The 26,250-nt window shown below is 53.4% G+C and carries 27 protein-coding genes and 1 tRNA gene; 6 read left to right on the top strand and 22 right to left on the bottom strand.

Features of this window, described 5'->3' with window-relative positions; all coding sequences use genetic code 11:
• Nucleotides 1-9 precede the first annotated feature (9 nt).
• The 20 genes from STH12_RS10270 to STH12_RS10365 all read right to left on the bottom strand — a co-directional run bounded on the left by STH12_RS10270 (nucleotide 10) and on the right by STH12_RS10365 (nucleotide 19,202).
• On the bottom strand, nucleotides 10-1,440 hold the full coding sequence (locus STH12_RS10270) for a sigma-54 dependent transcriptional regulator (protein WP_126167458.1): 1,431 nt from the start codon (nucleotides 1,438-1,440) through the stop codon (nucleotides 10-12).
• A 291-nt stretch (nucleotides 1,441-1,731) separates the two neighbouring features.
• The gene (gene fliS / locus STH12_RS10275) at nucleotides 1,732-2,142 is read right to left on the bottom strand and encodes a flagellar export chaperone FliS (protein ID WP_126167459.1); all 411 of its coding nucleotides are present in this window, start codon (nucleotides 2,140-2,142) and stop codon (nucleotides 1,732-1,734) included.
• 6 nt (nucleotides 2,143-2,148) lie between these two features.
• Complete coding sequence (locus STH12_RS10280; protein ID WP_126167460.1) at nucleotides 2,149-2,472, bottom strand: hypothetical protein; 324 nt, start codon at nucleotides 2,470-2,472, stop codon at nucleotides 2,149-2,151.
• Nucleotides 2,473-2,487: 15 nt separating this feature from the next.
• Nucleotides 2,488-3,852, bottom strand: a complete 1,365-nt coding sequence (gene fliD / locus STH12_RS10285) for a flagellar filament capping protein FliD (protein ID WP_126167461.1) — start codon at nucleotides 3,850-3,852, stop codon at nucleotides 2,488-2,490.
• Nucleotides 3,853-3,875: 23 nt separating this feature from the next.
• Nucleotides 3,876-4,283 (bottom strand): flagellar protein FlaG, encoded by a 408-nt coding sequence (locus STH12_RS10290; protein ID WP_126167462.1) that lies wholly within the window; start codon nucleotides 4,281-4,283, stop codon nucleotides 3,876-3,878.
• Between the two features lie 124 nt (nucleotides 4,284-4,407).
• Nucleotides 4,408-5,226: a flagellin N-terminal helical domain-containing protein gene (locus STH12_RS10295; RefSeq protein ID WP_126167463.1), complete on the bottom strand. Its 819-nt coding sequence runs from the start codon at nucleotides 5,224-5,226 to the stop codon at nucleotides 4,408-4,410.
• A 248-nt stretch (nucleotides 5,227-5,474) separates the two neighbouring features.
• Entirely contained in the window at nucleotides 5,475-6,296 is an 822-nt protein-coding gene (locus tag STH12_RS10300; protein ID WP_126167464.1) for a flagellin N-terminal helical domain-containing protein, read from the bottom strand.
• Nucleotides 6,297-6,387: 91 nt separating this feature from the next.
• Nucleotides 6,388-7,593, bottom strand: coding sequence for a flagellar hook-associated protein FlgL (gene flgL / locus STH12_RS10305; RefSeq protein ID WP_126167465.1), 1,206 nt, complete (start codon nucleotides 7,591-7,593; stop codon nucleotides 6,388-6,390).
• 12 nt (nucleotides 7,594-7,605) lie between these two features.
• Nucleotides 7,606-9,522, bottom strand: coding sequence for a flagellar hook-associated protein FlgK (gene flgK / locus STH12_RS10310; protein ID WP_126167466.1), 1,917 nt, complete (start codon nucleotides 9,520-9,522; stop codon nucleotides 7,606-7,608).
• A 21-nt stretch (nucleotides 9,523-9,543) separates the two neighbouring features.
• Nucleotides 9,544-10,647, bottom strand: coding sequence for a flagellar assembly peptidoglycan hydrolase FlgJ (gene flgJ / locus STH12_RS10315; protein WP_126167467.1), 1,104 nt, complete (start codon nucleotides 10,645-10,647; stop codon nucleotides 9,544-9,546).
• A 27-nt stretch (nucleotides 10,648-10,674) separates the two neighbouring features.
• Nucleotides 10,675-11,766 carry a flagellar basal body P-ring protein FlgI gene (locus STH12_RS10320; RefSeq protein ID WP_126167468.1) on the bottom strand — a complete coding sequence of 364 codons (1,092 nt, stop codon included), beginning with the start codon at nucleotides 11,764-11,766 and terminating at the stop codon, nucleotides 10,675-10,677.
• Nucleotides 11,767-11,777: 11 nt separating this feature from the next.
• Nucleotides 11,778-12,452, bottom strand: a complete 675-nt coding sequence (flgH, locus tag STH12_RS10325; protein ID WP_126167469.1) for a flagellar basal body L-ring protein FlgH — start codon at nucleotides 12,450-12,452, stop codon at nucleotides 11,778-11,780.
• A 12-nt stretch (nucleotides 12,453-12,464) separates the two neighbouring features.
• Nucleotides 12,465-13,253, bottom strand: coding sequence for a flagellar basal-body rod protein FlgG (gene flgG / locus STH12_RS10330; protein WP_126167470.1), 789 nt, complete (start codon nucleotides 13,251-13,253; stop codon nucleotides 12,465-12,467).
• A gap of 12 nt (nucleotides 13,254-13,265) precedes the next feature.
• The gene (gene flgF / locus STH12_RS10335; RefSeq protein ID WP_126167471.1) at nucleotides 13,266-14,009 is read right to left on the bottom strand and encodes a flagellar basal-body rod protein FlgF; all 744 of its coding nucleotides are present in this window, start codon (nucleotides 14,007-14,009) and stop codon (nucleotides 13,266-13,268) included.
• A gap of 168 nt (nucleotides 14,010-14,177) precedes the next feature.
• Nucleotides 14,178-15,539, bottom strand: a complete 1,362-nt coding sequence (flgE, locus tag STH12_RS10340) for a flagellar hook protein FlgE (protein ID WP_126167472.1) — start codon at nucleotides 15,537-15,539, stop codon at nucleotides 14,178-14,180.
• 34 nt (nucleotides 15,540-15,573) lie between these two features.
• Nucleotides 15,574-16,302, bottom strand: a complete 729-nt coding sequence (flgD, locus tag STH12_RS10345) for a flagellar hook assembly protein FlgD (protein ID WP_126167473.1) — start codon at nucleotides 16,300-16,302, stop codon at nucleotides 15,574-15,576.
• 25 nt (nucleotides 16,303-16,327) lie between these two features.
• A complete protein-coding gene (flgC, locus tag STH12_RS10350) occupies nucleotides 16,328-16,744 on the bottom strand; it encodes a flagellar basal body rod protein FlgC (RefSeq protein ID WP_126167474.1) in 417 nt (138 codons plus the stop codon).
• Between the two features lie 2 nt (nucleotides 16,745-16,746).
• Complete coding sequence (gene flgB / locus STH12_RS10355; protein WP_126167475.1) at nucleotides 16,747-17,145, bottom strand: flagellar basal body rod protein FlgB; 399 nt, start codon at nucleotides 17,143-17,145, stop codon at nucleotides 16,747-16,749.
• A 142-nt stretch (nucleotides 17,146-17,287) separates the two neighbouring features.
• Nucleotides 17,288-18,121 (bottom strand): CheR family methyltransferase, encoded by an 834-nt coding sequence (locus tag STH12_RS10360; protein WP_126167476.1) that lies wholly within the window; start codon nucleotides 18,119-18,121, stop codon nucleotides 17,288-17,290.
• 160 nt (nucleotides 18,122-18,281) lie between these two features.
• Complete coding sequence (locus STH12_RS10365; RefSeq protein ID WP_126167477.1) at nucleotides 18,282-19,202, bottom strand: chemotaxis protein CheV; 921 nt, start codon at nucleotides 19,200-19,202, stop codon at nucleotides 18,282-18,284.
• Between the two features lie 204 nt (nucleotides 19,203-19,406).
• On the opposite strand from STH12_RS10365, the gene flgA reads away from it, so the two are divergent.
• The 3 genes from flgA (at nucleotide 19,407) to STH12_RS10380 (ending at nucleotide 21,063) form a co-directional block, all read left to right on the top strand.
• On the top strand, nucleotides 19,407-20,114 hold the full coding sequence (gene flgA / locus STH12_RS10370) for a flagellar basal body P-ring formation chaperone FlgA (RefSeq protein WP_126167478.1): 708 nt from the start codon (nucleotides 19,407-19,409) through the stop codon (nucleotides 20,112-20,114).
• 74 nt (nucleotides 20,115-20,188) lie between these two features.
• Entirely contained in the window at nucleotides 20,189-20,524 is a 336-nt protein-coding gene (gene flgM, locus STH12_RS10375) for a flagellar biosynthesis anti-sigma factor FlgM (protein WP_126167479.1), read from the top strand.
• A gap of 113 nt (nucleotides 20,525-20,637) precedes the next feature.
• Nucleotides 20,638-21,063 (top strand): flagella synthesis protein FlgN, encoded by a 426-nt coding sequence (locus STH12_RS10380; protein ID WP_126167480.1) that lies wholly within the window; start codon nucleotides 20,638-20,640, stop codon nucleotides 21,061-21,063.
• Between the two features lie 310 nt (nucleotides 21,064-21,373).
• Here STH12_RS10380 and STH12_RS10385 read toward each other — a convergent pair whose 3' ends face one another.
• Both STH12_RS10385 and STH12_RS10390 read right to left on the bottom strand, forming a co-directional pair.
• Nucleotides 21,374-21,826, bottom strand: a complete 453-nt coding sequence (locus STH12_RS10385; protein WP_126167481.1) for an LPP20 family lipoprotein — start codon at nucleotides 21,824-21,826, stop codon at nucleotides 21,374-21,376.
• On the bottom strand, nucleotides 21,823-22,455 hold the full coding sequence (locus STH12_RS10390; RefSeq protein WP_126167482.1) for a FlgO family outer membrane protein: 633 nt from the start codon (nucleotides 22,453-22,455) through the stop codon (nucleotides 21,823-21,825). The genes STH12_RS10385 and STH12_RS10390 overlap by 4 nt, the downstream gene beginning before the upstream one ends.
• A 223-nt stretch (nucleotides 22,456-22,678) precedes the next feature.
• On the opposite strand from STH12_RS10390, the gene STH12_RS10395 reads away from it, so the two are divergent.
• The 3 genes from STH12_RS10395 to STH12_RS10405 all read left to right on the top strand — a co-directional run bounded on the left by STH12_RS10395 (nucleotide 22,679) and on the right by STH12_RS10405 (nucleotide 26,249).
• Complete coding sequence (locus STH12_RS10395) at nucleotides 22,679-23,863, top strand: flagellar assembly protein FlgT (protein WP_164551181.1); 1,185 nt, start codon at nucleotides 22,679-22,681, stop codon at nucleotides 23,861-23,863.
• Between the two features lie 54 nt (nucleotides 23,864-23,917).
• Nucleotides 23,918-23,993 (top strand) — tRNA-Arg (locus tag STH12_RS10400).
• A gap of 1,257 nt (nucleotides 23,994-25,250) precedes the next feature.
• On the top strand, nucleotides 25,251-26,249 hold the full coding sequence (locus STH12_RS10405) for a hypothetical protein (protein ID WP_126167484.1): 999 nt from the start codon (nucleotides 25,251-25,253) through the stop codon (nucleotides 26,247-26,249).
• Nucleotide 26,250: the final 1 nt, after the last annotated feature.

Consider the following 26,250-nt stretch of genomic DNA (forward strand, 5'->3'; position numbering starts at 1 on the left):
AGTGTGAGATTAATCCTTACTCATTCCATACTTACGCATTTTTTCCACCAGCGTGGTTCTGCGTATTCCCAACATTTCAGCCGCCCTGGCCACAACGTTGTCTTGCTGCTCCAGTGCTTGACGGATCATATCGATTTCAAGCTCTGCCAGCAGATCCTTCAGGTTTACCCCCTCCGGAGGCAACTCACTGGGGAAACGGGTCTCGGGGATTTCAACCGGCTCGTCGTCGTTGAAAATCGACGCCAGTGCATCCCGCTCCAACATTTCCTCACTGACTTCAACACAGTATTCAGGCACATCAATATGACGATATTTAACCGGCAGGTCGTTCACGTCAACCAGGCCGCCCGGATACAGGATTGTCAGTCGCTCAACCAGATTCGACAGTTCCCGCACGTTACCGGACCAGTCGTGTTCTTTAAGCGATTCAATGGCACGCTGAGTAAAGCGCACCTTGCCACGGCCTTCGTTGAAGACCCGGCTTACCAGCTCCTGCAGCAGCAGTGGAATATCTTCTTTACGCTCGCACAGCGCCGGCATTTCGATGGGGAATACGTTAAGGCGATAGAAGAGGTCTTCACGGAACTCGTTCTCTTCAATCATCTTTTCAAGATTTCTGTGGGTGGCTGCCACCACACGCACATTGGACTGGATGGGCTTGCTGCCCCCTACCCGCTCAAAAACACGCTCCTGCAGCACCCGCAGCAGTTTTACCTGCATGGCAAGCGGCATATCGCCAATTTCATCGAGGAACAGGGTGCCACCTTCGGCGAGCTCAAACCGGCCTTTACGGGCACTAATAGCGCCGGTAAAGGAGCCTTTTTCGTGACCAAAGAGTTCACTTTCAAGCAGTTCGGGTGGAATAGCGCCGCAGTTAACCGGAATAAAGGGGCCATCACGGCGCTCAGACAGGTAGTGGATATTGCGGGCTACCACCTCTTTACCGGTACCGGACTGCCCCAGCACCAGCACAGTGGCGTCAGAAGGCGCAACCTGGTTAATCAGGTGACGTACATTGACAATGCCATCGCTGCGCCCCACCAGGCTTCTGAACAGCTTGGTTTGGTTACCGCTGGTAGGTACGTCCGGGCGCTTCATCTGGCCAAACACCTGACAGAAATGCAAAAGCTCGGTCAGCTGTGGATAGTTGAAGGGCTCCTCTATGGTACCAATCAGGTTACCGGAGACGGTATCGATATCGCCAAGCAGCAGGATCGGCTGCCACGGCAGCTGGGCAGCCAAGGCTTTGACTTTTTCCAGGGGAAATTCGTTAAGGTCGGCAATCAGAGCCCGAAAGCGGGTCTCTTTAACCTGATCTTCCACGCCGGAAGCGACTTGGAACACCAGCTGTTCGCCTAAAAATTCAAGAATGCAGGAAAGACGGGTCAAACGCTCTGTCTGGGTTCCTACAAGCAAGATTCTCTGGTCTGTCTGCATCATTCAGTTGGCCGTAACGCTCGAATATCTAATGAATCGCATTAATTATTTGTGTTAGTTGCTCACAGGGCGTCAATGCTGTTACTCCGGGGAAAAACTGCCGGTCATTCACACCATGTCGAATATTGTATTATCGGCAATCGAGAAGCAAGTCTCTGCTTTACAATAAACTCTTTTGGTTCTGATTCTAGACCAATTTTCCCTCTGTTCCGACCCTTTTGGTCAATTCTCTGGCTAGAGTCAAAAAAGGCGCACCGGGTGCGCCTCTTTTTATGCGTGTTTTTTACTCAAAAATCAAACAGCTTCGCTGTGTGACGTCAGATGGTGTTGGTCAGCGGGAATCGCATCCCAACCCTCTTTGATGGTCCGCAGCACCGCCATCACATCGTCAATGGCCTGAGGGTCATTGTTGAGGTTGGCCTCGCTTATTCTGCGCAGCATAAAATCGTAAAGCTCGTTCAGATTGCGGGCGATTTCCCCACCGGCTTCCATATTCAGGCTGTTGGACAACCCGGTAATGATGCCAATGGCCTTATTGATAAACACACCCTTGCTTTCCAAATCGTTTTGCTCGATGGCATAACGGCTTTGTGCCAGACGCTCCAGCGCACCGGCAAACATCATCTGAATGATACGATGGGGGGAAGCAACGGCAATTTCACTTTCCAGTGAAACCTTACGATATGATTGCAGTGACCCTCTCATATGTACCTACCTATTTGCATCGATTGTTCTGTAAACATTGAGTTGGCGTTTACTTTTACTGCTGGCATGCAAAATTTGCTGCCGGTGATCCTTCAGTGCCCGGGCCTGCGTCATAAAACGCTGGCTGAGCATTAACTCTGCTTCCAGAAAGGCTTTGTCGGCCCCACCATCGGCATCGGTCAGGTTCTGCAATAAAAATTGACGCTTGACGATGGTCTCTTGCAATTGTGATACCAAGTCGTCACAACGTTCATCTTCTGCCGTGATGTTTTCCAATGCCGCAAACAGTGTCTGAAGCTGCGAGTTAATCTCTCGGATAGCCTGTGTCATGCCTCGTCCTTAAGTTTAGCTCTTAATTACGCCGGGGAGCGAATTCAACCGGTCAATCAGGCCATTGGTTTGTTGGTTGAGGCTGGCAACCACAAGATCCATGTTATTGAATTGCTTAAAGAGCCTGGCTTCCAGAGACGCCATTTTACGGCTGAATGCCTCACGTTGATCGTCAAGGCGCTGCTTTTCACCGTTATAGGTATCGTTGCGGGTGCTGATGACACCGCCAGCCTTGGTATAGGTGTTGGCAAGATCAGACAGGCGATTGGCAAGGCCGGTGTCTTCGGTGGAGAACAGCCCTTCCAGGGACGCCATATCTTCAGAAATGGCTTTGTCCAGTTTGGTGCTGTCGATTTCCAGCTTGCCATATTTGTCAGTTTTGATGCCCATGTCATACAGGGCAACGGTTTTACCGCCCACATCGACCCGTTCGCTGATCATCTTGCGAAGCTGCGATTCAAGAGAGCGGATCATCGAGTCGCCCTGCAGCGCCGCGGCCTTTTTCTTGTCGGCATCGTAAGACGAGAGCTTGTTGATGGAGTCCAACAGCGCATTGTAGGCATCGACAAAGCCGGTAATATTCTCTTTTACCGCTTCATCGTCCTGACTGATTGTCAGGGTTCCGACCTCACCCACATCGGCTTTGGTCAGCTCCAGGGTAACACCGGTAATGGCGCCTTTAACTTCGTTACTGGCAGAGGTGATTTTCTGGTTATCAACGTAGAGAATGGCGTCCTGAGCCGGCTGCAGCTCAGACAGGTTGGCACCATTGAACATGTCGTTCAGCCCTGTGCCTGTGGTGTCGGTAGCGGTGACGCTGATTTGGTTGGCCGTACCGGTTTCTTCTGAGGAAAACACCAGACGGCTGCCGGCATCGCTGGTGATAACAGTCGCGACTACGCCTTTGTTATCGCTGGCATCATTGATTTTTTTGGCAATGGCATTGAGGTCGTCGGCAGCGTCAACATCGACACCAAAGCTCTCACCGTTGATGGTAAAGTCGAGCCGACCTTCACCGACTGTATCGGTGGCAGCAGCGGTGTTGGTACCAGCTACTTTATGGGCGTAGGCAAGCTGCTCTACCTTGATGGCGTAGGTGCCATTTTGGGCAAACTTGTCGGCTGTGGCCTTAAAATACTGGCTGTCGCCGGTATTGACCTTTCGAATACTGAGTTCACTGCCCTTTTGCAGTTTTTTCAGGGCATCCTGAAACTTGGCCAGTTCGCTCTTTAAGGTGCCTATGGCAGAAACCTTGGCATTGATGGTGTCTTCTGTCCGATTGAACAGCGCCTCTTTCGGGGTCTTCTCTGCGTTAACAATGGCCGAAACCATGTCGTTAATCGGCAGATTGGAACCAATACCTGTTGCAGTTAATGCCATAACAACCTCTGTTTACATCGCTGTCATGCCTCAGTTTTCATCAAAAGGCCGGTAACCTCTGTGAGTTTCTGGGCAAGCTTGAGCGCTTCTTCACTGGGGATTTGTCTAATGACATCTCCCGAATCTACGTCCAACACGCTGACCACGGGTTCGCCGGACTTATCGTCAACGCGAAACGCCAGGCCCTTACGCATAAAGGACATCATACTCGACATATCGTCAGCAAGGGCGTTGAGCTCATCCTGCCGGGCCTTCCGCTCTTCTTCCTGCGCCTTGGCATTGGCCTTTTGAGCACCATCCACTGGCTGTGCCAAATCCTGTCGTTTAAGCTCCGCATCCTTTGGAGCCATAGGTTTGACAGACGTTGCGGCCAGTTCAGCTCTTTGCTGTTGCTGCTGTGGCGACGGTGCGCCAGCTAATGCAATATCCATACCTCACCTCTCACCAATCGGGCTTCCCGCTGCCATACGGTATGACGTGTCGGGAAGCGCCTCAGATACGGCAAAGGGAGATCCGTTTCCGAACCTCCCCCGCCTCCTCGTCAAGTGCCTGTTATTACAGCAGAGACAGGGCAATCTGAGGCAGTTGGTTGGCCTGGGCCAGCATCGCAGAACCGGTCTGCTGCAGTACCTGGCTCTTGGTCATGGCTGAGGTTTCTTTGGCGAAGTCCACATCCACGATACGGCTCTTGGCGTCGGCAACGTTAGCCTGGGTGTTGGCACTGTTGCTGATGTTGTGAGCCAGACGGTTCTGGATAGCACCGAGGGAAGCGCGCTGGGTATCGATGTTCTTGATAGCCGCGTCAATCTTGCCCAGAGCTGAGTTACGACCGGCAGAGGTCAGTACAGTCAGCGCATTCACAGACAGAGTGGTAGCATCGTTCTTCTTCACAGTAATGGTGACGTCTTCGCCATCCTGGTGACCTACCTGGAATTTCTTACCGGCAGAGAAAGTACCGGTCATCAGCTTGGTGTTACCGAAAGCTGTGGTGTTACCGATAGCGGTAATTTCGGTAGCCAGCTGGTCCATCTCATCTTTCAGGGCCTGCAGGTCAGCTGAGCTGTTGGCACCGTTTTCAGATTGGATAGCCAGGTCACGCATACGCTGCAACATGTTGGTTTGCTCTTGCATCGCACCTTCAGAGATCTGGGCGATAGAGATAGCGTCGTTGGCGTTGCGCATACCCACTTCCAAACCACGAACCTGGCTGTTCAGGCGGTTGGAGATGGCGAGACCTGCCGCGTCGTCTTTGGCACTGTTGATCCGCAGACCTGAGGACAGACGCTCCATGGAGGTTGCCAGATCACGGTTAGACAAAGTCAGGTTCTTTTGTGCCTTCATTGAAGTGACGTTGGTGTTTACTGTAATAGCCATGATCGAATCCTCTTGGTTACCTGGCTTAAGACTAGCCTGTCTTGTGCAGCCAGGCGGTCATACTCGTTACAGTATATTTAGCGGCAGTGTCTTTTTATCCTTTAGGGCTTTTTTGAAAAATTCTGCAGATTTTTTATTTTTCTTTTTTAGTCAACATTTTGCTGTCGAAAAAAACAGCGCGACTAGCCTGACCTGCGGCAATTTTTTGCCGCCTGGCAGGCATCGTCGCATTCTGATGCCTGTCGTTATTAACCCAGCAGAGACAGGGCAACCTGTGGCAACTGGTTTGCCTGAGCCAACATCGCGGAACCGGTTTGTTGCAGTACCTGGTTCTTGGTCATGGCTGAGGTTTCTTTGGCGAAGTCCACGTCCACGATACGGCTCTTTGCATCGGCAACGTTGGCCTGGGTGTTGGCACTGTTGCTGATGTTGTGGGCCAGACGGTTTTGCACCGCACCGAGGGCTGCGCGCTGGGTATCGATGGTCTTGATGGCGGTATCGATACGTGCCAGAGACGAGTCACGGCCTGCAGAGGTCATAACCGTAATGGAGTTAACAGACAGAGAAGCGGAGTTGTTCTCTTTTACTGTAATGGTAACGTCTTCGCCTTCCTGGTGACCTACCTGGAATTTCTTACCGGCAGAGAAGTCACCGGTCATCAGCTTGGTGTTACCAAAGGCGGTAGAGTTACCAATTGCGGTGATTTCAGAAATCAGCTGGTTGATTTCATCCTGCAGAGCCTGCAGGTCGTCGGTGCTGTTGGCGCCGTTTTCCGCCTGGATAGACAGGTCACGCATACGCTGCAGCATGTTGGTCTGTTCCTGCATCGCACCTTCAGCAATCTGGGCGATGGAGATACCGTCGTTGGCATTACGCATGCCCACTTCCAGACCACGCACCTGGCTGTTCAGGCGGTTAGAAATCGCCAGACCGGCCGCATCGTCTTTCGCGCTGTTGATGCGCAGACCGGATGACAGACGCTCCATAGAAGTCGCCAACTGACCACTGGACATGTTCAGGTTCTTCTGGGCCTTCATGGAGGTCACATTGGTATTAACAGTAATAGCCATGTTGAGTTCCTCTTCCTAGTGTTACCGCCAAGGCTTGGAGCTTGGCTAATTTAGTTAACAAAGTTGCTTCCAGTGAGTGGCAGTGCATCTGTTACAGATAGTCAAACAGCGACACAGAACCCACTCTGCTAAACACGTTCGATACGGCATTCAGGGCAAGCTGTTGCTTCTCAAACTCCGTAATCGCGGACGCGTAATCCAGATCTTCCAGCAGTGACAGCGCCGAGGTATTGACGACCTGCTCTTCGGCGTGTCGTCCGGCGTAACTCTCAAGGCTCTTGAGACTGTTGCCTGCCACGCTTCTGGCGGTGCTGAGCTGATTCAATCCGCTATCAGTGTTATTCAAAAGTTGTGCCAACTCGGCTATGCCCGCAGGGGAATTCATGCGGGTATCGTCCTCAATAAGGGCGATAGCCTTGTTAATAGTCTCGAAAATATTGACTTCGGCCTGTGGCGCCATGCTGAAGCTGTCGCCAGCAGCAGGCGTGCCCTCAAGCTTCACCTCAATGCCGTTGAAGCTCACGGGATTGCTGGCGTCGAAGTTATTGACGGTGGTCACCAGCGCACTGGCGCTATCGCGCACTTCCAGGTTCACGCCGCCAGCGCCATTATCAATAAAATTAAAGGTATAGGTGTCTTCCACGTGGGTGGCAGGATTGGCGATAGCCGCACTCTGCACCTTGAACTCACCCACCTGGGTCGACAAATAATTGACGGCATAATCACCAAGCCCATTTGGCACCTTCATAAAGGCCAGATCGCCCGGAATATTGGTGCCCATGGAAATGCCGCGGGAAATCATGGCATCACGTACGCCGGAATCGCCGCTGTAGACCATATTGCCGGCGTTATCGAAGGCAAAAGGTGGCGTGTCGGTTTTGTAACCAGCAAACATGTAATTGCCGGATTCATCGCGGGTATTGGCAATGTTCAGCAGTTCTTCGAGGCTGCCGCGCATCTCATCGGCAATCATTTGCCGCTCTGTTGGCGAAAGTCCGCCGTTGACGCCACGCAGGATCTGTTCACGCAACCCCATGACCAACTCCTCGGCGCTGCCGAGTTTGCTCTCGGTAATGCCCAGGTGGTTTTTGGCGTAATCGATATTCTTTAAAAACTGATCCACCAGCGCCTGCTGCTGGTTAAGGTTGTCAATCCCCAGCGCCGCCACAGGATCGTCGCCAGAGGTATTCACCTTCTTGCCGCTGGACAGCTGTTCCAGCAGTTTCGCGGTATCAGTCTGCTTTTGCAGAATGTTGTTGGTGTTCTGGGTGAACATTTGCGAGGTAGAAATACGCATCACTCAATCCTCTTAACGCACCGAGGCGAACAGGGTGTCAAATATCTGTTGGGCGGTGGTCATGATCCGGGCCGATGCCTGATACGACTGTTGAAAACGCAGCAGGTTGGCGGCTTCTTCATCCAGGTTCACCCCGGACACTTCCTGCACCCGACTGTAAGCCTGCTGATAAATTGCCTCAGCCGAACCCACCCGCACCTCGGCGGCCTTGGTGCGCGAGCCTATGTCCTGCTTGGTATTTTCAAACACGTCAATCAGGGTCGACTTACCGCCGTTCATCAGCTTGTCGTCGGCCATTTCGGCCATGGCCAGAGCGTTGTTGTTGTCACCTTCGGCGTAGCTTAAATCGAAGGTAAAGCTGTCGGTGGCGGCGCCGCTTGAGGTCACTTCAAAGGTAAAACCGTAGGCACTGATTGAAGGCGGCGTGTAAGCCACGCCGGTGGCAATCACAGCGCCGCTGGCGTCGATCACATCATAGGTATTGGCGCCTGTGTTGATGCTGAAGGTCAGCTCGCTGCCGGTGACCGGGAAGTTGGCCGCGGCGCGGTTATCGATGCTGGTGACTTTAACCGAGGTATTGCCGGAGTTGGCCGCATCGGCGCTCACCTTGGGCGCGGCGGCGGCAATGCCTTTCGGGTCTGTCATCACCACCGACATCTGCGCTGCAGCGCCTGAAGTGGGCCTTATCTGAAAGCGGTCGCCGTCGGCCAATGCACCGGCATCAATATTGATGGAGAAGCCATCGCCACCAGTCAGGGTGGTGCCGCTTAAGGTCAGAGGTGTCACCACACCTGTGAGGGTATCGGTCAGCTCGTAGGTGCCGGGGGCGGTGTATTTAAGCTCATAGGCACTGCCGGACAGCGCGCCCACATCATCTACGTTGACGCTCAGCGCCGCCGTACCTGTGTTGGTGGAGTAAGACCCTACCCGGCTCTGGGCAATCAGAGGGTCGTTAATATCCAAAAACAGGTCGCCGCCAATCTCGCCGTTCATGTCGAAACCGGCTTTTTGTGCCTCATTGAAGGCATTGGTGATCCCAAGTGCCAATTGTCCCAGCTCATTTTCAGCCGGGATCAGGGTTTTATCGCGAAATTCAAACAGTGCCGACAGCTGGCCGCCCAGCTTGGACGGGTCCACCACCAGCGTAGAGGAGCCGGACGTGGCAGTGAGCCTCAGCTCATCCGAGTATGGGTCGCCCTTGGCCGTTCCCATACTCATGGCCACTTCGGATGACACCAGCATCACGGCGCCGCCAAGCATAATGCTCTTGGCACCATTTTCCAGCGGGATCACATTCACCTGGGCGTACTGGCTCAGCTCCATGATCAGCGCATCCTGCTTGTCCAGCAGTTGCATGTCCTCGCCCATGGTTTTCATCAGCTCGCGGTTGATATTGGCAAGCTCGGTACTGATTTCATTGATACGGGTTGTGATGGCTTCAATTTGCTCGTGGGTCTGTTTCATTTGCCCTTCGAGCTGACGCTGCATCTCATTGATAGCGCTGGCCATTTGCGATGCTGAGCTCAATACCCCACCGCGGATCCCCAAATCGCCGGGCAAGTCCGCCAGGCTGTTGATGTTGGAGAAAAGGTCGTTCAGCGACTGAGGCACGGCTTTGCCAATCTGTGAGAACAGCTGGTCCAGTTCACTCATCTTGGTGTGGGTGACTTCAGCAGCGCCCTTGGCGGTCTGACCGATGCGCAGCTCGCGGGCAGCGTACTCGTTGTACACCCGCTTTACGCTCGAGACATAGGTACCCGTGCCATAAAAGCTGTTACCGGAGCGCTGGGATAAGTGAGTTGCCTGGGTCGCGACCTGACGGTTGTAGCCCTCGGTATTCACGTTGGCAATGTTGTTACTGGTTACCCCAAGCTGGGCCTGAGATGCCAGCACCCCGGTTCGGGCGATATTTAATAAATCAATGCTCATGGTTATCTGCGCCTCTCAGGGTTAGTTGCCAAGGGCCATGGCTTTGAGTTCAGAACTCACCGCCTGCATTACCCTCATCACCTTATCGGCATATTGGGGGTCGGTGGCGTAGCCCGCATTCTGCAGGCCCTGCACAAAGGCGGCGGGTCTGGCGGCCTGACTCAGGGCCTCGCTGTAGCGCTCGCCGCGCTTAAGAAACTCGACAAAGTCGCCGAAACTTTGCTCCAGGGTGTCGTAAACCCGGAAGTCGGCACGCTGCTTCACGGCCACACCCTGCTCAAATTCGAGGGTGTTCACCGCCGCTTTCTCACCTTGCCAACGCTTGTCAGCCTTGATGTTGAATAGGTTGTTGCCGCTGCTGCCATCGGGGCGACGAATAAGCTTTTGGCCCCAACCGGTTTCCAGTGCCGACTGGGCAATCAGCACTTCCGGCTGAGTACCCAAGCGCTTGGCGGCGGCTTCGGCCAGAGGCATCAGGGTACGGATAAACTCTTTACGGTCGTTGAAGCGGACATTGTCACGCTCTCTGGCAAGCTGCTCAGAGGCAGTGGCGCGGCCGGCAACCAAATCATCGAAAGCAGCCACTGCGGCATTGTTAAACTGTGGTGCTTCGTGGAACCCCACCAAGGCGGCATCGAGGGGCACAGCGGTGGCAAGCGCTTGCCGCCCTGCATCCTTTTCGGTTGCCGCCCCGGCCCTGGCCAAATCATGTGTATCGCCTGCATTTTCAGCCGTTTCGCGGCGCAGCATCATGGGGGCGTCCCCCATGGCGAAGCGTTTGTCGCCGCCCAGTATCGAGGCCGGCGTAATGGGGCTGTCCTTGGGCGACAGCTGCTGCACCATCAGATCGGCCAGTCCCAATATGCCCTTTTGTGACATATCGACCGCCATCTGCTGATCGCGCATTTCCTCGTAAAACTTGGTGTACTGACTGTTGAAGGGGCTGTCGGACTGGAATACCGCATTGGCATCGCGCATGCTTTTCATCAGCATCTGCACGAAGATGCCCTCGAATTGCTTGGCGACTTCTTTCAGTGCCGCCTTGTCATCGGCCTTGGCCTGGGCACGTAATTTGTCCAGGCCGCCGATGTCGAGGAAATGGGATGCGTTTGACAGCTTTTCCATGGTGGTTTGCCAATTTTCCGACAAAAATCAGATAACGATAAGCTCACCATGCAAGGCGCCTGCCATCTTTAGCGCCTCGAGGATGGCCAGCACGTCCGAAGGGGCCGCACCCACCATATTGACCGCACGAACCAACTCATCCAGGCTGGTGCCGGGGTTAAAGAGGAACATCCGGCGGTTGTCCTGCGCCACATCGATGGTGCTCTGCTCGGTCACCACGGTATCGCCGCCAGCCAGCGCATTGGGCTGAGAAACCTGTTGATTCTCGGCGATGGTGACGGTCAGGCCACCGTGAGTCACCGCGGCCGGCAGCAACTTGACGTTCTGCCCCACCACAATAGTGCCGGTGCGGGAGTTAACGATTATCTTGGCCGACTCATCCGCAGGCTCCACTTCGATGTTCTCAAGGGTCGCCAGGAAGGAAACCCGCTGCGAGGCATCCCGCGGGGCATACACCTGAATAGACGCCGCATCCAGGGCACGTGCCATATCCGGACCAAGCAAATCATTAATGGCATCGGCCATGCGCTTGGCGGTGGAAAAGTCCGCCCGGTGCAGGTTGAATGTCAGAAAATCGCCGTTGGCAAAGGCCGATGGCACAGCACGTTCAACCAGGGCACCGTTGGGAATACGGCCCACTGTGGGGGTGTTCTGGATAACCTTGGAGCCGTCCAGTCCCTCGGCGCTGAAACCACTTACGACCATGCTGCCCTGGGCAATCGCATAAATGTTGCCATCCACCCCTTTAAGGAAGGTTTGCAGCAGGGTGCCGCCACGCAGGCTCTTGGCTTCACCTATGCTGGAGACAGTCACATCCAGGGTCTGGCCAGGCTTGATAAAGGGTGGCATGTCGGCATGCACCGCCACTACCGCTACGTTCTTGATTTTGGGTTTAACGTTGGATGGCAGGTTGATACCGAAATTTTTCAGCATGGTGGTAAAGGTTTGCTCGGTATAGCTTGCCTTTTCACCTGTGCCCGGCAGACCCACCACCAGACCATAACCAATCAGTTGGTTGCTGCGCACACCCTGCACTGCGGCTATGTCTTTGATACGTTCGGCCTTGGCCGGAACCACCATGGCCATCAGGGCCACCGCCAACAGAAGTCTAATCTTCATGATACTGCTCCTTAGAAGGGCCACCAGTCGCTCAGGAAGAACTGACTGAGCCATCCGACGTTCTGGGAGTTGGCAAAGGTGCCGGTGCCGCTGTACTGGATACGCGCGTTGGCCACCCGGGTCGATTGAATGGTGTTGTCCGGGGTAATGTCCTGGGGACGGATAACCCCGGTGACGCGGATAAACTCATCGCCATTGTTGATGCTTATCCATTTTTCACCGCGAATAACCAGATTGCCGTTGGCCAGCACCTGCAGCACATGGGCCGAGATATTGCCCTTGAGGCTGTTGCTCTGATCGGCATCGGCCTCACGCTTGGTGTTCATGCTGTCCTTGTAGCCAAGGTCTATCGGGCTGCCCTTGATGGTTATAGGGCCGCCCATGGCGGTGATGGGGTCGAGGGTTAAGTCCGAGCCCTTTTTAATCTCGTTGTTGGCACTTTTACTTGCCTGGGTCGATTCGGTCAGCACCACAGTGATGATGTCACCCACCCGGTGAGCACGAATGTCCGTGTAGAGGCTTGCCGCCTGAGAGTCCATGAAGATGGAACCCGTTGGCTCCAGAGCCACCGGCGCCTCTTCGGGATAGACAGGGGCGAAATAGGGGTCATCGGGGATGGGCTTTTTGTCGGTGCTGGCACAACCGGCCAGTACCAACGCAGCGCCAAGCAGCAAGGTCCTAAACATGGCCAAGACTCCTTACAGATTCTGGTTCACGTAAGCCAGCATCTGATCCACAGCAGAGATAACCTTGGAGTTCATCTCGTAGATGCGTTGGCTTTCGATAAGATTGACCAGTTCCTCGGTCACGTTCACGTTGGAGGTTTCAAGCGCCCCCTGACGAATGGCACCCAGGCCATCCAACGAAGCAGTCCCCTGAATGGGTGTGCCGCTGGCACCGGTTTCCAGATACAGGTTCTGCCCAATCGGGTCGAGGCCGGACGGATTGATAAAGTCTGAAATAGTCAGCTGGCCAACCACCTGATTTTCGGCGGCGCCAGGGGTTTTCACCGACACTTCACCTTCTGCCGATACGGTAATACTGGTGGCGTTGTCCGGAATGGTGATGGCAGGTTGCAGCACATAGCCTGAGCCTGGGGTCACAATCTGGCCGGTGTCATCCAAAGAGAACTGACCGTTACGGGTGTAGGCAGTGGTGCCATCGGGCAGTTGCACTTCGAAAAAGCCCGGACCTTCAATCATCAGATCCAGTGCATTGTCTGTAGTGAGCATGTTGCCCTGGGTAAACATTTTCTGGGTGGCCACCACCTTGGTACCGGCGCCAATGTTCAGACCATTGGGCAGCTTGGTGTTGGAGGCGCTGATACCACCGGCCTGGTTCACGGTTTGGTAAAGCAAATCTTCGAACACGGCGCGGCTTTTTTTGTAGCCGACGGTACTGGCGTTGGCGACGTTGTTGGATATCACGGCGATATCCGTTTGCTGTGCATCTAAGCCAGTTTTACTGATCCATAATGCGGGATGCATAATCCTGTCTCCTTAGCCAATGCGTACGAGTTGAGCAGAAGCCTTATCGTTTTCTTCTGCGGTTTTCATCATTTTTACCTGCAGCTCAAATTGCCGCTGGATATCAATCAGGGCCACCATCTCTTCGACGGGGTTAACGTTGCTGCCTTCCACGGCGCGGCTCTCAAGCGCCACCGCTTCATCGAGCGGCGCAGTGGTGCCATCCATCAGACGGAACAGACCATCTTCACCGCGCATCAGGTTTTGATTGCCGGGATTAACCAGCTTGATACGGGCCACCTCTTCTACCACTTCGGCGGTAGCGCCCTGTGGCCGGACGGTAATGGTGCCATCCTGGGCAATCTCCACCTTGTCGATGGGCAGCGGCAGCACTATGGGGCCGGCATCACCCATCACAGGTCGTCCCTGTGAGTTGGTCAGCAGGCCGGTTTCGTCAAATTTCAGGCTGCCGGCACGGGTGTAAGCCTCATTGCCGTCAGCATCTTCCACGGCTATCCAGCCATCACCTTTCACGGCAACATCCAGATCCCGGGCGGTCGCGTTAATTGGACCGTGACGGAAGCTTGCCTGCGGGTTTTCTGTCATGGAAAACACCCGGGTTGGCAAGCCTTCACCGAAGGCCTGCATGGCACGGGACTGTTCCAAATCGGCCTTGAAACCGTCGGTGTTGGCGTTGGCCAGGTTATTGGCCCGCACCGCCAGCGAATTGAGGTTTTGCTTGGCACCGCTCATGGCGATATAAAGAAACTTGTCCACGCTGGGCTCCGTCAAAGAATTAGCATAACGGCTTAAAAGCAAACTACGTGCCAAGAAATTGGCCACTAAGCGTTTGAATTGGCGGGAATAAAAGAAGCAGGGCTTGCAGACAGGTAAAACACAGGCAAAAAATTGCCGCCCGAAGGCGGCAATAAAGGGGGATTTGGCTTAGCGGATCTGCAGAATGGTTTGCTGCAGGGTGTTGTTCACTTCCAGGGTCCGGCTATTGGCCTGGAAGTTGCGCTGGGCTGAAATCAGGTCAACCAGTTCGGTGGTCAAATCCACGTTGGATTGCTCCAGCGCCGCTGAGCGAATGGAACCAAAAGTGCCACTGTTGGCCTCACCGGCCAGAGCAGTACCCGATGCCAGGCTTTCTTTCCAGGAGGTATTCCCTACCTGGGTCAGGCCCTGCTCGTTGGGGAAGCGCACCAGCGCAACACGGCCCAATGGCACAGTGCTGCCGTTGCTGTACGCGGCTTTAATCAAACCATCCTCACCTACTTCCACGTTGGTCAGGCGACCCACAGTGGTACCGTCCTGGGTCAGCTCGGTCACTTCGAAAGCCGATGCATACTGGGTCGGATTGGCAAAGTTAATGGTAATAGTCTGGTTGCCATCGGCACCCGGACCGAGGATCCCGGCGCCACCAATACCCAGCGGCTCTGTGGTGATAATGGCCGGGTTGGTGCCGGTGAAGGTACCTGTGCTGTTGAAGGTCAGTACTGCACCTGTCCAGCCGCCCGTGGTTTGGGCATTGGCAGTACCATCGGGGGTACCATCGCCGTTGGTATCGACCTGGTAGGAACCTGCGCCAGCGCCAAGATTCACCGGCTGGCCGTCGAGTGCATAGTAAGCCACCCAGTTGTTCTCACCTGTGTAGGCGCCATCGTTCGGACGCACAAAGTAGGTGGTCAGAATGTGGGGCTCACCGAGGGAGTCGTAAATGGTCGATGAGGTCGAGTTGTTGAAGGTGGTTGGGTCATCCGGATCGAACGCGGCAGGATCCTTGGTCTTCTCACCGGCGTTCAGGTTCATGGCAATACCCACGTTCTCAGACATGACCGGACTCCCTGCGGTGTCAGGAATTTGCACCGGACGGGTGGTGGTCAAGCTCACCGAGGTTGAGTTACCAAACTTGTCCACCGGGAAGGTTTGCAGGAAGTTACCGGAGGAATCCACCAGGTAATTGTTGCTGTCGACCTTAAAGGCGCCGGCACGGGTAAAGCTGTAGTCGCGTGCGGATGGGTCCGCAGAGGTGACAAAGAAGCCGCCGCCGCTGATAGCCATATCCAGTGCGTTACTGGTGAACTGCAAGCTGCCCTGGTGGAATTGCTGCGCCACCTGCGTCGTGGTCACACCGCCACCCACCTGGGTTTTGCTGTTGGCGAAAATGGATGCCGCATACACATCGGCAAACTCGGCACGGGACTCTTTAAAGCCCGTGGTGTTCACGTTGGCGATGTTGTTGGCCGTGGTGTTCAGATCTTTCTGGGCGGCTGCGATGCCGCTGAGTGCGATATTGAAAGACATAAGTCAGTTACCTCTCTAATCCCCTGATTCTGGTTCAGCCTTCAGCTACCGCCAGAACATCCGATAGTTTGATCCCACCAACGCCACGTAAATTCAAGATAGCGCCGGTTGCCGCGGTTCCCAGTGACACGCTGGACACATGGGCATAGGTTGAAACAGGCAATTCCTCTGCCTTGCCATCGACCTTGCCACTGGCCTTGATGGTGTAGTTTCCTTCTGGAACGGGCTTGCCTTCGGCATCCAGTCCATCCCAGTTCACATCGATATTGCCGCCTTCGCTGCCATCCACCGTGTAGGTGGTGACCAGCTGGCCCTTGGAGTCCTCAATTCGCACCGTGATGCTGTCTATCTTGGATGGCGTACTTATCACGCCTTTCACGGTTGGATCTTCACTGGACACATGGCCGGTAGACGATGGGATAAGCACCTTCTGCCCTACCAGCCCGGATGCCTGCAGCGCCTGGCTTGAGGTCATCACGGTATTGAGATTCACAATGTGGTCGTTCAGCTTGGCGATACCATCCACGGTTGAGAATGACGCCATCTGAGCAATCATCTGGTCGTTTTCCACCGGCTTAAACGGGTCCTGCATCGACAACTGCTGCGACAAGAGCGCAAAAAAGTCTTCCTGGGTCAGCTCCTGCTTTTTGGCCTCGGGTACCGCTTCTTTACTTTGAAGCCGAACGCCGTCCAAAAACGGGTTGCCGGTGCTCTGGGTAGACTGTGCCGCCGCTGCCTGATTAATAGAGTTAAGAAAACTCACGGCTTACCTCCTTAGCGCCACCGGATTATTTGCCCATTCTCAGGGTTTGCATCAGCATGCTTTTGGCCGCCTCTGCCACCTGGGCATTCATCTGGTACGAACGGGAGGCAGAAATCATGTCAGCCATTTCTTCCATCACGTTCACATTGGGTTTGTAAATAAAGCCATCGGCATCGGCCATGGGATGATCGGGGTTGTATTCCTTTTGCAGCGGCTTATCGCTCTCAACAATGCCTTTGACATTCACGCCGCGGGACACCTGTTGCTGCTGACTGGCCTTGGCAAGCTCGGCTTCAAACACCGGATGCCGCGCTTTGTAAGTCTTATCGACACTGCTGGACACTGAATCGGCATTAGCGATGTTACTGGCGGTGGTGTTGAGGCGAACCGACTGTGCAGTCATCCCCGAGCCCGACACATTGAAGATATTGAATAAGCTCATGATTAATCTCCTTTGAGGGCCTTTTTCATGCCATTGAACTTGCCTTCAAGGAAGCCCAGTGACATTTGGTATTCGATGGCGTTTTGCATAAAGGCGGCCTGCTCCTGCTGGATGTCCACTGTGTTGCCATCCCCGGTATCAGGCTGGTTGGGTACACGGTACTGGACGTGCTGGCGGCTCAATGCTTGCAAGTCAAAGTGGCCTTCGCTGGTTTGGGCCATTTGCATGCTGCGTTGCTGGCTGCGTGCGGCGGCAAGGGCATCGGCGAAATTGACGTCTCTGGCTTTGTAATGGGGCGTATCGGCGTTGGCGATGTTGCTCGACAGCACTTCTGCCCGCTCTGCGCGGATCCCGAGGGTGTACTGATGCACCCCAAGAGCCTTATCAAAACTGATCGCCATAAAATTGCCTCCTACGCCTGAATGGCAAAACAAAAGCAATTCATGTGCCAAATATTGGATAACGCCATAGACTATGCTGCAGGCATAAAAAAACCGACGCATCAAAGGTCGATTTTCTTTTTAAAATCTTATTGTTACTGCATCAGGTCTTTTTCTGATAGTAGATACCTGGGTTACAGCGCACCATGTCAAATTCATCGGTCAAACCGGCAATCGACTCGGAAGCCCCCAGAAACAGGATGCCCTTGGGATTCAGGGCGGCAGCAAATTGCCGCAGGATTTTTGCCTTTGCCTCAGGGGCAAAATAGATAAGCACGTTACGGCAAAAGATGATGTCGAACTTACCGAGCAAGGTATAGCTTTCCAGCAGATTGTGAGCGCGGAAGCTCACCATGCGGCGTACGTTGTCTTTCACCCGCATATTGCCGTTGGGCAAGGCGTCAAAAAAGCTGCGCTTGCGCTCATCAGACAGACCCCGCCCCAGCGCCAGGCTGTCGTATTCGGCCTGTTTGCAGCGCTCCAGCATCGAAGGCGACAAGTCGGTTGCCTGAATGCTGGCACTCCCCGGCAGTCCGCCCGGACGCTTTTGCTGAAACTCGAGGATGGTCATTGCCAGCGAATAGGGCTCTTGCCCGGAGGAGCAGGCGGCAGACCAGATTTTCAATGGCCGGCCGAGACGGGCGTATTCGGGCAACAGGGTATTGCCGAGCAATTCGAAGGGGTACTTATCACGAAACCAGAGGGTCTCGTTGGTGGTCATGGCATCAATCACCTCGGCACGCAATTGCCGCTCGGTGGGTTTCATTGAATGCTTAACCACTTCAGACAGGGATGGCAGGTTGTATTTGCCCATCAGAGGCGCCAGGCGGCTGCGGACCAGATACTGCTTGTTTTCGCCAAGCACTATGCCGCTGTGTTGTTCAAGGAACAACCTGAATTGATTATATTCCGCTTCAGCCAGTGATTTGTCCGACACCGTATCCCATCCTGCACCTAGTGGAGAAGATTAACGCAACATCTCATTAACCTTCTGATTTTATTCCCCAAAAACAAGCGCTGCTTTATACATTATCACCCACGGGAACACAAGCTCCCTTGGTGGAGTATAACCCCACCCAAGGGGAATGCCATCACAGTTACAAGCTCAGGTGTTTGTTCACCGCCGCGGCCAATTCGTCCGGGTTGAACTTGGCGATAAAGTCGTTTGCGCCCACCTTTTGCACCATGGCCTGGTTGAACACACCGCTGAGGGAGGTGTGCAAAATCACCTTGATGTCTTTGAGCTTGGGATCGTCACGAATTTCTGCCGTCAGGGTGTAGCCATCCATCTCGGGCATCTCGATATCCGAGATGATCAGCGGAATTTCGTCGGCCACATTGCTCACTTCACTGGCGATGGTTTTAAGCTTATCGAGCGCTTCGCGGCCGTCTTTGGCGGTATCGATTTGCAGCTCCAGCGACGTGAGCGCTCGGATGATTTGCTTGCGGGCCACCGCAGAGTCATCAATGACCATAATGTGAAAGTGCTGCTCGCGGTCGATGGTAAGCTTGGCGTCCACATCTTCAGAAATCGCGGTCTTCACCGGACTGATTTCATCGAGGATTTTTTCCACATCGAGAATTTCAACCAGCTCGCCTTCGATCTCGGTCACCGCAGTCAGGTAGGAATAGCGCCCAGCCCCCTGTGGTGGCGGCATAATGGCTTCCCAATTCATGTTGATGATGCGCTCGACCGAGCTCACCAAAAAGCCCTGCACACTGCGGTTGTACTCAGAAATAATAATGAAGCAGTTTTGGGTATTCTCAATGGGGCGGCCACCGGTTGCCGCGCTTAAGTCGATAACCGAAATGGTGGAGCCACGGATGTGGGCAACGCCCCGCACATAAGGATTGAGTTTGGGCAGACCGGTCAAAGGGGGGCACTGCAGGACTTCTTTTACCTTGAACACGTTGATCCCGAAACGCTGACGCCCGTTCAATTTGAACAGCAGCAACTCCAGGCGGTTTTGTCCCACCAGTTGGGTACGCTTGTTGACTGACTCAAGAATGCTCGACATAACTTCGCCTTAGTTGTCTTGATTGAATGGCGCCCCGGGCTCCGTGGAGCATAGGCATGTAACTTGCTTTCGAATTGTCACCGACAACCTGTGCCCCAACTTCGTCAATCTTCTGACAGCCATGCCAGCAAGCTTGTACAAAGGTGGTCCGGCCCTGACAGAAAGTATAGGTGTATTCTGGCGTGACACGCTAGTCTGTTCATTATGAAAGTAAAGTTAGCACAAATTTTGGCAAGCCTTTTATGGGTAACCGGGGCATCGGCTACACAGATCCCACAACAACCCAACTTATCGGCCATCGCTGCGGCGGCTGAAGAGGCGGTTGCCAAAAAAATTGACGCCCCGGCCGGAGCCAGGATAAGCATCCAGGCCCAAAGCCTCGACAGTCGGGTCAACCTGCCCCGCTGTGAGGGGCCCGTCAGTGCGCGCCTGGCCAGCGACAGGCCTATCTCCCGCAACAATACTGTACGCATCAGCTGTACCAGCCCGGATCTCGACTACCCCTGGCAAATGTTTCTCTCGGTAAGAGCCGAAATCCTCTTTCCCGTGGTGGTGGCCAAACGGCCGCTGACCAGTGGCGATTTGCTCGATGAAGCCGCCGTTGAAGTGCGCTATGTTGATAAAACCGTGCTGCGTGGCCAGCAGTTTGCCGATACCAGTCAGTTGCTGGGCACCCGGGTCAAACGCCGAATTGCACAGGACTCGCCGATTTTTGCCGCCAATCTGTGTTTTGTCTGCAAAGGCGATGCGGTATCGATTTATGCAAAAACTGCCAGCTTTGAGATAAAAACCTTGGGCGAAGCCCTGGCGGATGGTAACGAAGGTGATCGAATTCGCATCAGAAACACCAACTCAAACAAGGTGTTGGAAGCTACTGTCATCGGCGTTGGCGAAGTGGAAGTCAAAATGTAAAATACCCTAAAGCTTTGCTGGCTACGGCCGATAAGAGTGCTAAGAAACCCGAATCCGTAACACTGGAGCCCCCGATGGCCATCGAATTACCCAAAAATAATGCCGCCGCCAACCGTGTCGGCAACACCGCAAGCCCACTGACCAGCGCCCGCAGTGCCCAGGCTTCTGCCGCACAAACCGCGCAGGCTCAGGTGCCGCAAAAAGCAGACTCTGTCGTGATCACCAGTCAGGCCCAGCAACTGCAAAGCGTCCAGTCCAAGCTGGCATCGCTGCCTGAAGTCGACCAGAAGAAAGTGGCCGAAATCAAGCAGGCTATCGCTGAAGGCCGCTACAAAATCGATCCTGAGAAGCTGGCTGCCAATATCGCTCGCTTCGAAAAAGAAATGCAGGATCTCGACCAAGACGCATAAGCCTTCTTTGGCATCGGGTTGCGGCCGGTCACTCAACAGTGGCCGGCTTTTTGCATTTAAAATTTGTAATCTGTATTCGCCAAATTTTTGCAAACACGGCCTGAGGTTTCCCCATGAATGAACTCACTTCCCTGCTCGACCACCAGCAATCCCTGCTAGACGAGCTGCTTGTCCTGATAGACGCCGAAAAAACCGCGCTGATAGCCCAGGACGCCAGTGAGCTGCTACGCCTCGCCGAAGCAAAATCTGCCGCCCTGCTGGCACTCAAAAAGAATGATGACGCGCTGGCGCTGCATCCTGCCAAACAGCTGCTGACAGAAGATCAGGCCCTGGTGGGCAAGGTAGAAGCCGCCCAGGCCACGCTGCTTCGCTGCAAGCAGGCCAATCACCTCAATGCCCAGCTGATTGAACACAACGAAGCCAGCATCAACCGCCTGGCCCAGGCGCTGCAGGTTAGCCGTAACGCAAGCTCCCTCACCTACACCGACAAGGGCAAAACCTCCACTATTTCTACGCTCGGTAACAGCATCGAAGTGTGAGCGTTTCCGGAATCTGAGCCTGAACCTCTAACGCTTAATCTGAACCTAAGCCCGGTTCTGAGCCTGAGCCTGCGACTAAAACTTCAACTGAGCCGCTCCGCTTCAAAAAACGCCCTGACTGTGTTTTTGCCAAACACGCCGGAATCAAATACACGGAGAAAAAAGTCCGGGCTAGCGCAAGCCCTGGCCAACACTTGCTCATAAATGCCCTACCCATTTATGTAAAAAAGCCCCGCCAATGCGGGGCTTTTCGGTATAAGTTTGGGATGCCATCGAGTATCAGGCGTTGGATTTGCAGCCTGAAACGGTCTTAAAAATAGGTGATCTCTTTAACCCGCTGCGGCCGGTTTTGCTGCTGGTATACGGCCCATACTTTGGCAAAATCCAGTTCAAGTTCAGTGACATAATGCTCACCCACCGGATAACTTTTCACGACCCGTGCGCCGCGGATAACACCGGACACCGACGCCTTGATATTGTCGTTCTGCATCGCCCAATCATTGACGCTGGAACTGGCAGAGATTTTCTGACCATACACCTGCTCGGCAAGCTCGCGATAAGCGGCAAGCTTGGAGGCCTGCATCGCCATCAGTACCTTTTCAGCCTGGGTTTTGGCTGGCTGAGTTTCCAGCGGCGCGTAGCCTATGGCGGTCAGCTTGGGAAAGGTTTCCGGCGCCACAGTTTCCCACTGCACGTAACGGTCATTGCTGCTGCAGGCGCCGAGTAAAAACGCGGCCAACATCATCAGTACCACTTGTCTCATTTGTCTTCTCCCAGCAGGCTAACCGCATCCATTCCGGGGGCTTCGTAGCGATACAGCAGCCCATCTTTGGCTACTACCTGCTCAGAATAGGCCAGGTAACCACGCAGATCGCCCGGGCGGCTGAACGACTGTGACGAGGCCACCACCCGGCTGTTGCTGATATCCACAATCCGGCTGTTGATGGTCAGGCCGTCGCGGCCGAGGCTGTAACTGGCCACCAGCACATGCTGGGTATCGGCCACGTCCCTCAGCCTTTGCCAGTCGCGGCTTTGTAGCAAGTCACCCTTGTCGGTCACCCGCAGGGTTTGACCAATGCCGGTGTCTACCACGTTGTAGTAACGGGCGTGCAGCGCGGCCATCATGCCCTGCTGCAACTGGCGGGCAAAGCTGCCGGTGCGGCTAAAGTCGTCCACGTTCACGGGGGTGGTCACCACAATAGGCTGAGTCGGACTCAACACATCATTGGTCAGCAGCAGTTCGTTGACTATCTTTTGCGCCAGAACATTGACTTGCTCCCGCTGCGGATAGCCCTCTTCGCCATAAGCAATGGACTGGGGCGTTTTGGTGGCCGCCATGGCAGGCTGCAGCGCCAGCATAAGGGCCAGCGCGACGGCAGTTTTCCCGTACATAAATCAACCCCATGAAATTAAAGGCTAATTACCAGAAAGGCCGTGAAGGCCAATCCCTTGATAAACAGCTATCGGCACGGGGCGCAGAAACTTTACCCCTTAATTTCGCCCGAATGCACCGGGCACAAGCGTCCAAGGCACGGATTTTGCTTAACTTCGGCTGTTATCCGTTAATCGCCGAGCGGCTATGGCCCAAGGCACGTTACACAAACAGGACTGGCACATGGCACCCTACAAATCGACTCTGCTTTTTCTTGGACTGGCATTCGGGCTTTGCACCGCGCCTGCGCACGCCGACTGGGTTGAAGCCAAGGGCGAAGCCGTTATTGTCGATGGCGACATCAGCAAGGCCCGCAGCGAAGCCATTGAACAGGCCATCAGCTACGCCAGCCTGCAATCCGGTGTCAGCTTTGAAGCCAACCAAACCTCCGAAGGGGGGCGCCTCACCGGTAGCAGCTTCCAGATGGATCAGTCGATGATGACAGGGCCGGTGCAGCTTCTTAGCGAACAGATTGAAAACAACCGCCTGCGGGTCCATTTACGGGTCGAACTGCTTGCCGACCCGGCCGAGCAATGCCTGGCCTCACCACTCAAAGCGGGTATTCTGGTGCCGGAAACCACCATCAGCCACCGCAGCCAATTGGCCCAGGGGCAACTCAACAGCCTCGGCAAAGCGCTGTCGATTAAACTTGCCGGCAAACTGGATGACTTTTCGGCCACCGGCTTTGCCAATCTGCAGGCCAATTCGCGACTGGCCATTGACTCACGCCAGGCCGCTATTCAGGGCTATCGCCTGCCAAGCTACCTCGCCAATGCCAGCGACAGCCAGTACGTGCTGTACCCGGAAGTCACCGATGCCTCCACCGAACCGGCTCAAAGCAGCTACTTTGGCCTGATGAGTGAAGACCCACTGCGCCAATTCGCCCTCACCCTGACCCTGTTTCACGGCATAAGCGGCGAAATCATCTGGCGGCAAAGCTTTTCCGCCTCAGCGCCCTGGGAGTTTGACCGCAACGAAATAGTCGCCCCCGAAAGCGACCGCTTCTGGCGCTCAGCCTATGGCCGCAGTGTCGACAAAGTCATCGCCCAGGCCGCCAAAGAACTCGACAATGCGCTTATGTGTCGTCCGGTGCTGGGTCAGGTAGTGGCCAAACAAGGCGAAACCCTGATCCTCAATCTGGGCCGCCGCCATGGGATCCGGGTGGGAGACGAGCTGTCTATCGTGCTGGCCAAAAACCTGTCGGACCGCTTTAACAGCAACCGCACCACCGGCAATAACAGCAACACAAACATCAAGATAGCCCAGGTTACCGAAAACAGTGCCCGCGCAGAGTTAACCGGCATCGGCACAGTGAACAATATTCAGGTCAGCGACATGGTGATAAAAAACCAGTCGCCCAAGAATTAACCAGTTAAAAATCAAGACTTTTAATCAAAGGCAAAACGAGTATAATCAGCGGGTCTCCCTATAGCTCAACAGGATAGAGCAGTCGCCTCCTAAGCGACCGATCGGGGTTCGAGTCCCTGTGGGGAGACCATCATTTCCATTTTGTGCCTGCTTGCACAAACTCAAAGCTTTTCTTTTGATCCTTTTTCTGCCAACTCAGGTGTTTCAATTCAGCTGCTCTACCCGCTGACAGCGCCTTTTAGGTTGGCTGTAACGCCTTTGTGCCCCTTGCACTATGGCTACCTTGTATCGCTCCGACAACTTCCGGGGACATGCCTAAAATTGTCGTAACTTTCCGTTTCAGTTGCCGTTTCAGTTGCCGTTTCAGTTGCCGTTGCCGTTGCCGTTGCCGTTGCAGCTTCGGCACTGTTTGCATTACAGACCTTCAAAAATAATCCGCCAATCAAAACCAAGCGCTACGGCGATGAAGCCCCCACCTCAGAGGACGATTAGCCTTGAGGAATAAGGTAAGCAAGAAGCCCTAAAAGCAGTTAGTTGAGCAAACGCAACTTTTTGTAAGAAAGAGCAAAAGTCCTACAGACGATTGGAAAGTGCTGTGGTACGTTCGTACTAAGTGGAACACTTGTTCCATACAATCATACCCTTAGGGGTGCCCCAAGGAGCAACAGGAACGCTGGAATCCGAAATCCAGGGGCGGAAGCGTGTCTGAAAGACAAGCGACAGAACAGTTTCTGTCGCTTAGCTGGAGCCGAAGGGCCTCTGGCCCGCCACGCGACAAAAATGTCGGGAACATTTTTGAACGGCTTTAGCTGTCCCGAAGGGTGAAGTACAGGATGTGCGGAATAATCGGAAGCGTGTCTGAAGGGGGAGAATGGATAAGCCATGCTGCTTTCGTTCCCGTTCGGCTCGCCCATAGACTGAATTCGTAACCTGCTCTTGGTACTTTTTGCTTCGCCGATACATAAATCACCTCCTTCCTTAGAACGAAGAATGAGGACACCATGTTATAGAATGAGGACACCCACAATTCTTCTGTATGTATGAACAGTGTTATTGTGTTTGGCTGAAATGCGAGCACGGTTTCATGAATACGATGGCACGGTTTCATCTGAACACCAACTAAATAACCGTTTTAAATCATGACATTATCTGATGTTGGGTTTCAGATAACAGGCCATAAAAAAGCGCAAAGCGTGCTGGCACGCTTTGCTTGTAAATTGATATGGACAAAATCGACTAACCCGAAGAATAATAAACAAATTCCCCGGCACGCTTTTTACTGGTCTGAGGTGATAAACGAGCCGGCACGTTATGCAAATGTTATGTTTCTCTAGCATACATTTAACATCAATGTATAATTAAAATTTTAGAAGTAGTTGTAAGCAATATGAATCAAGACTTGTCTGTTCGTTCTTTGCTGGTTGACAAAGGAACTGGGAAATACATCAAAGCTGTTGATGAAAGAGATTTAAGTGATTTCTTACCACTTCTTGCGCAAGAAGATAGCAGTTCTCACAAAGTCACAGTTTATGATTTTAAATCTGTAGTAGAATACTACCACAATGAATTAGAAGGAAAATTAGTGCAAAGAGAAAACAAAGAGCTTGCTGTTAAAAGAGCTACTGTTTTCAATACATGGATGCGTTTGAGAACAATTACACACGAATCCATGCTATGTCAAATGAGCGCTCAATTATTAAGAGATGCTGAAGAAGTTTCTAACTGGATACATACTAGACTTCCAGAGTTAAAAAGAACCTTTCAAACTACGCATGAAGGTCAGAATTACCACAAAAATGAAAAAACAGAAGCACTTCTTAGATTGTCTGATGATATTGAAGTTTTTATTGAGGTTTTACTCTGCAATATTCATACAACAGCAGGCATTGATATCAATTCAATTAAATCTGACTACATCATCACAGAGCACTGTAACTCTATAAGGAACTTGATAGTTGATTTGTTAAAGTCTGAATCAGACTTTTATAATGGGGAGTTCAATTGGAACAGCATCATGCATAGTGCCTGCATGGAAAATATTGGTTTTAATCCCGATGCCATAGTTCACCTTCTTGAGGCAAAGAGTACAGTTCAAGATATTAAAAATAATATTCTTAAAAATGCTAACTATGAAGATGTTTATGGTGATGGGCGTTGGCCTGAAAGAAAATACAGTGTTACTTGGCCTAAAGCTGATCCGAATAGAGTTGATAGAGTTAAAATACTAGCTCGACTTCTAGAAAATATAAACTCTGTTATGAACGTTTTAGAAAAGCTAAAATTGTCTGATGTCTCAAACAATCAAGACCAAAAAAGCCAAGAGTCCTTTGAAAACGAGATTCAGAAACTACTTCCACAACGAAACATAACAAGTGGTTCCAGGTGAC

The organism is Shewanella khirikhana (genome assembly GCF_003957745.1).
Taxonomy (GTDB): Bacteria; Pseudomonadota; Gammaproteobacteria; order Enterobacterales; family Shewanellaceae; genus Shewanella; species Shewanella khirikhana.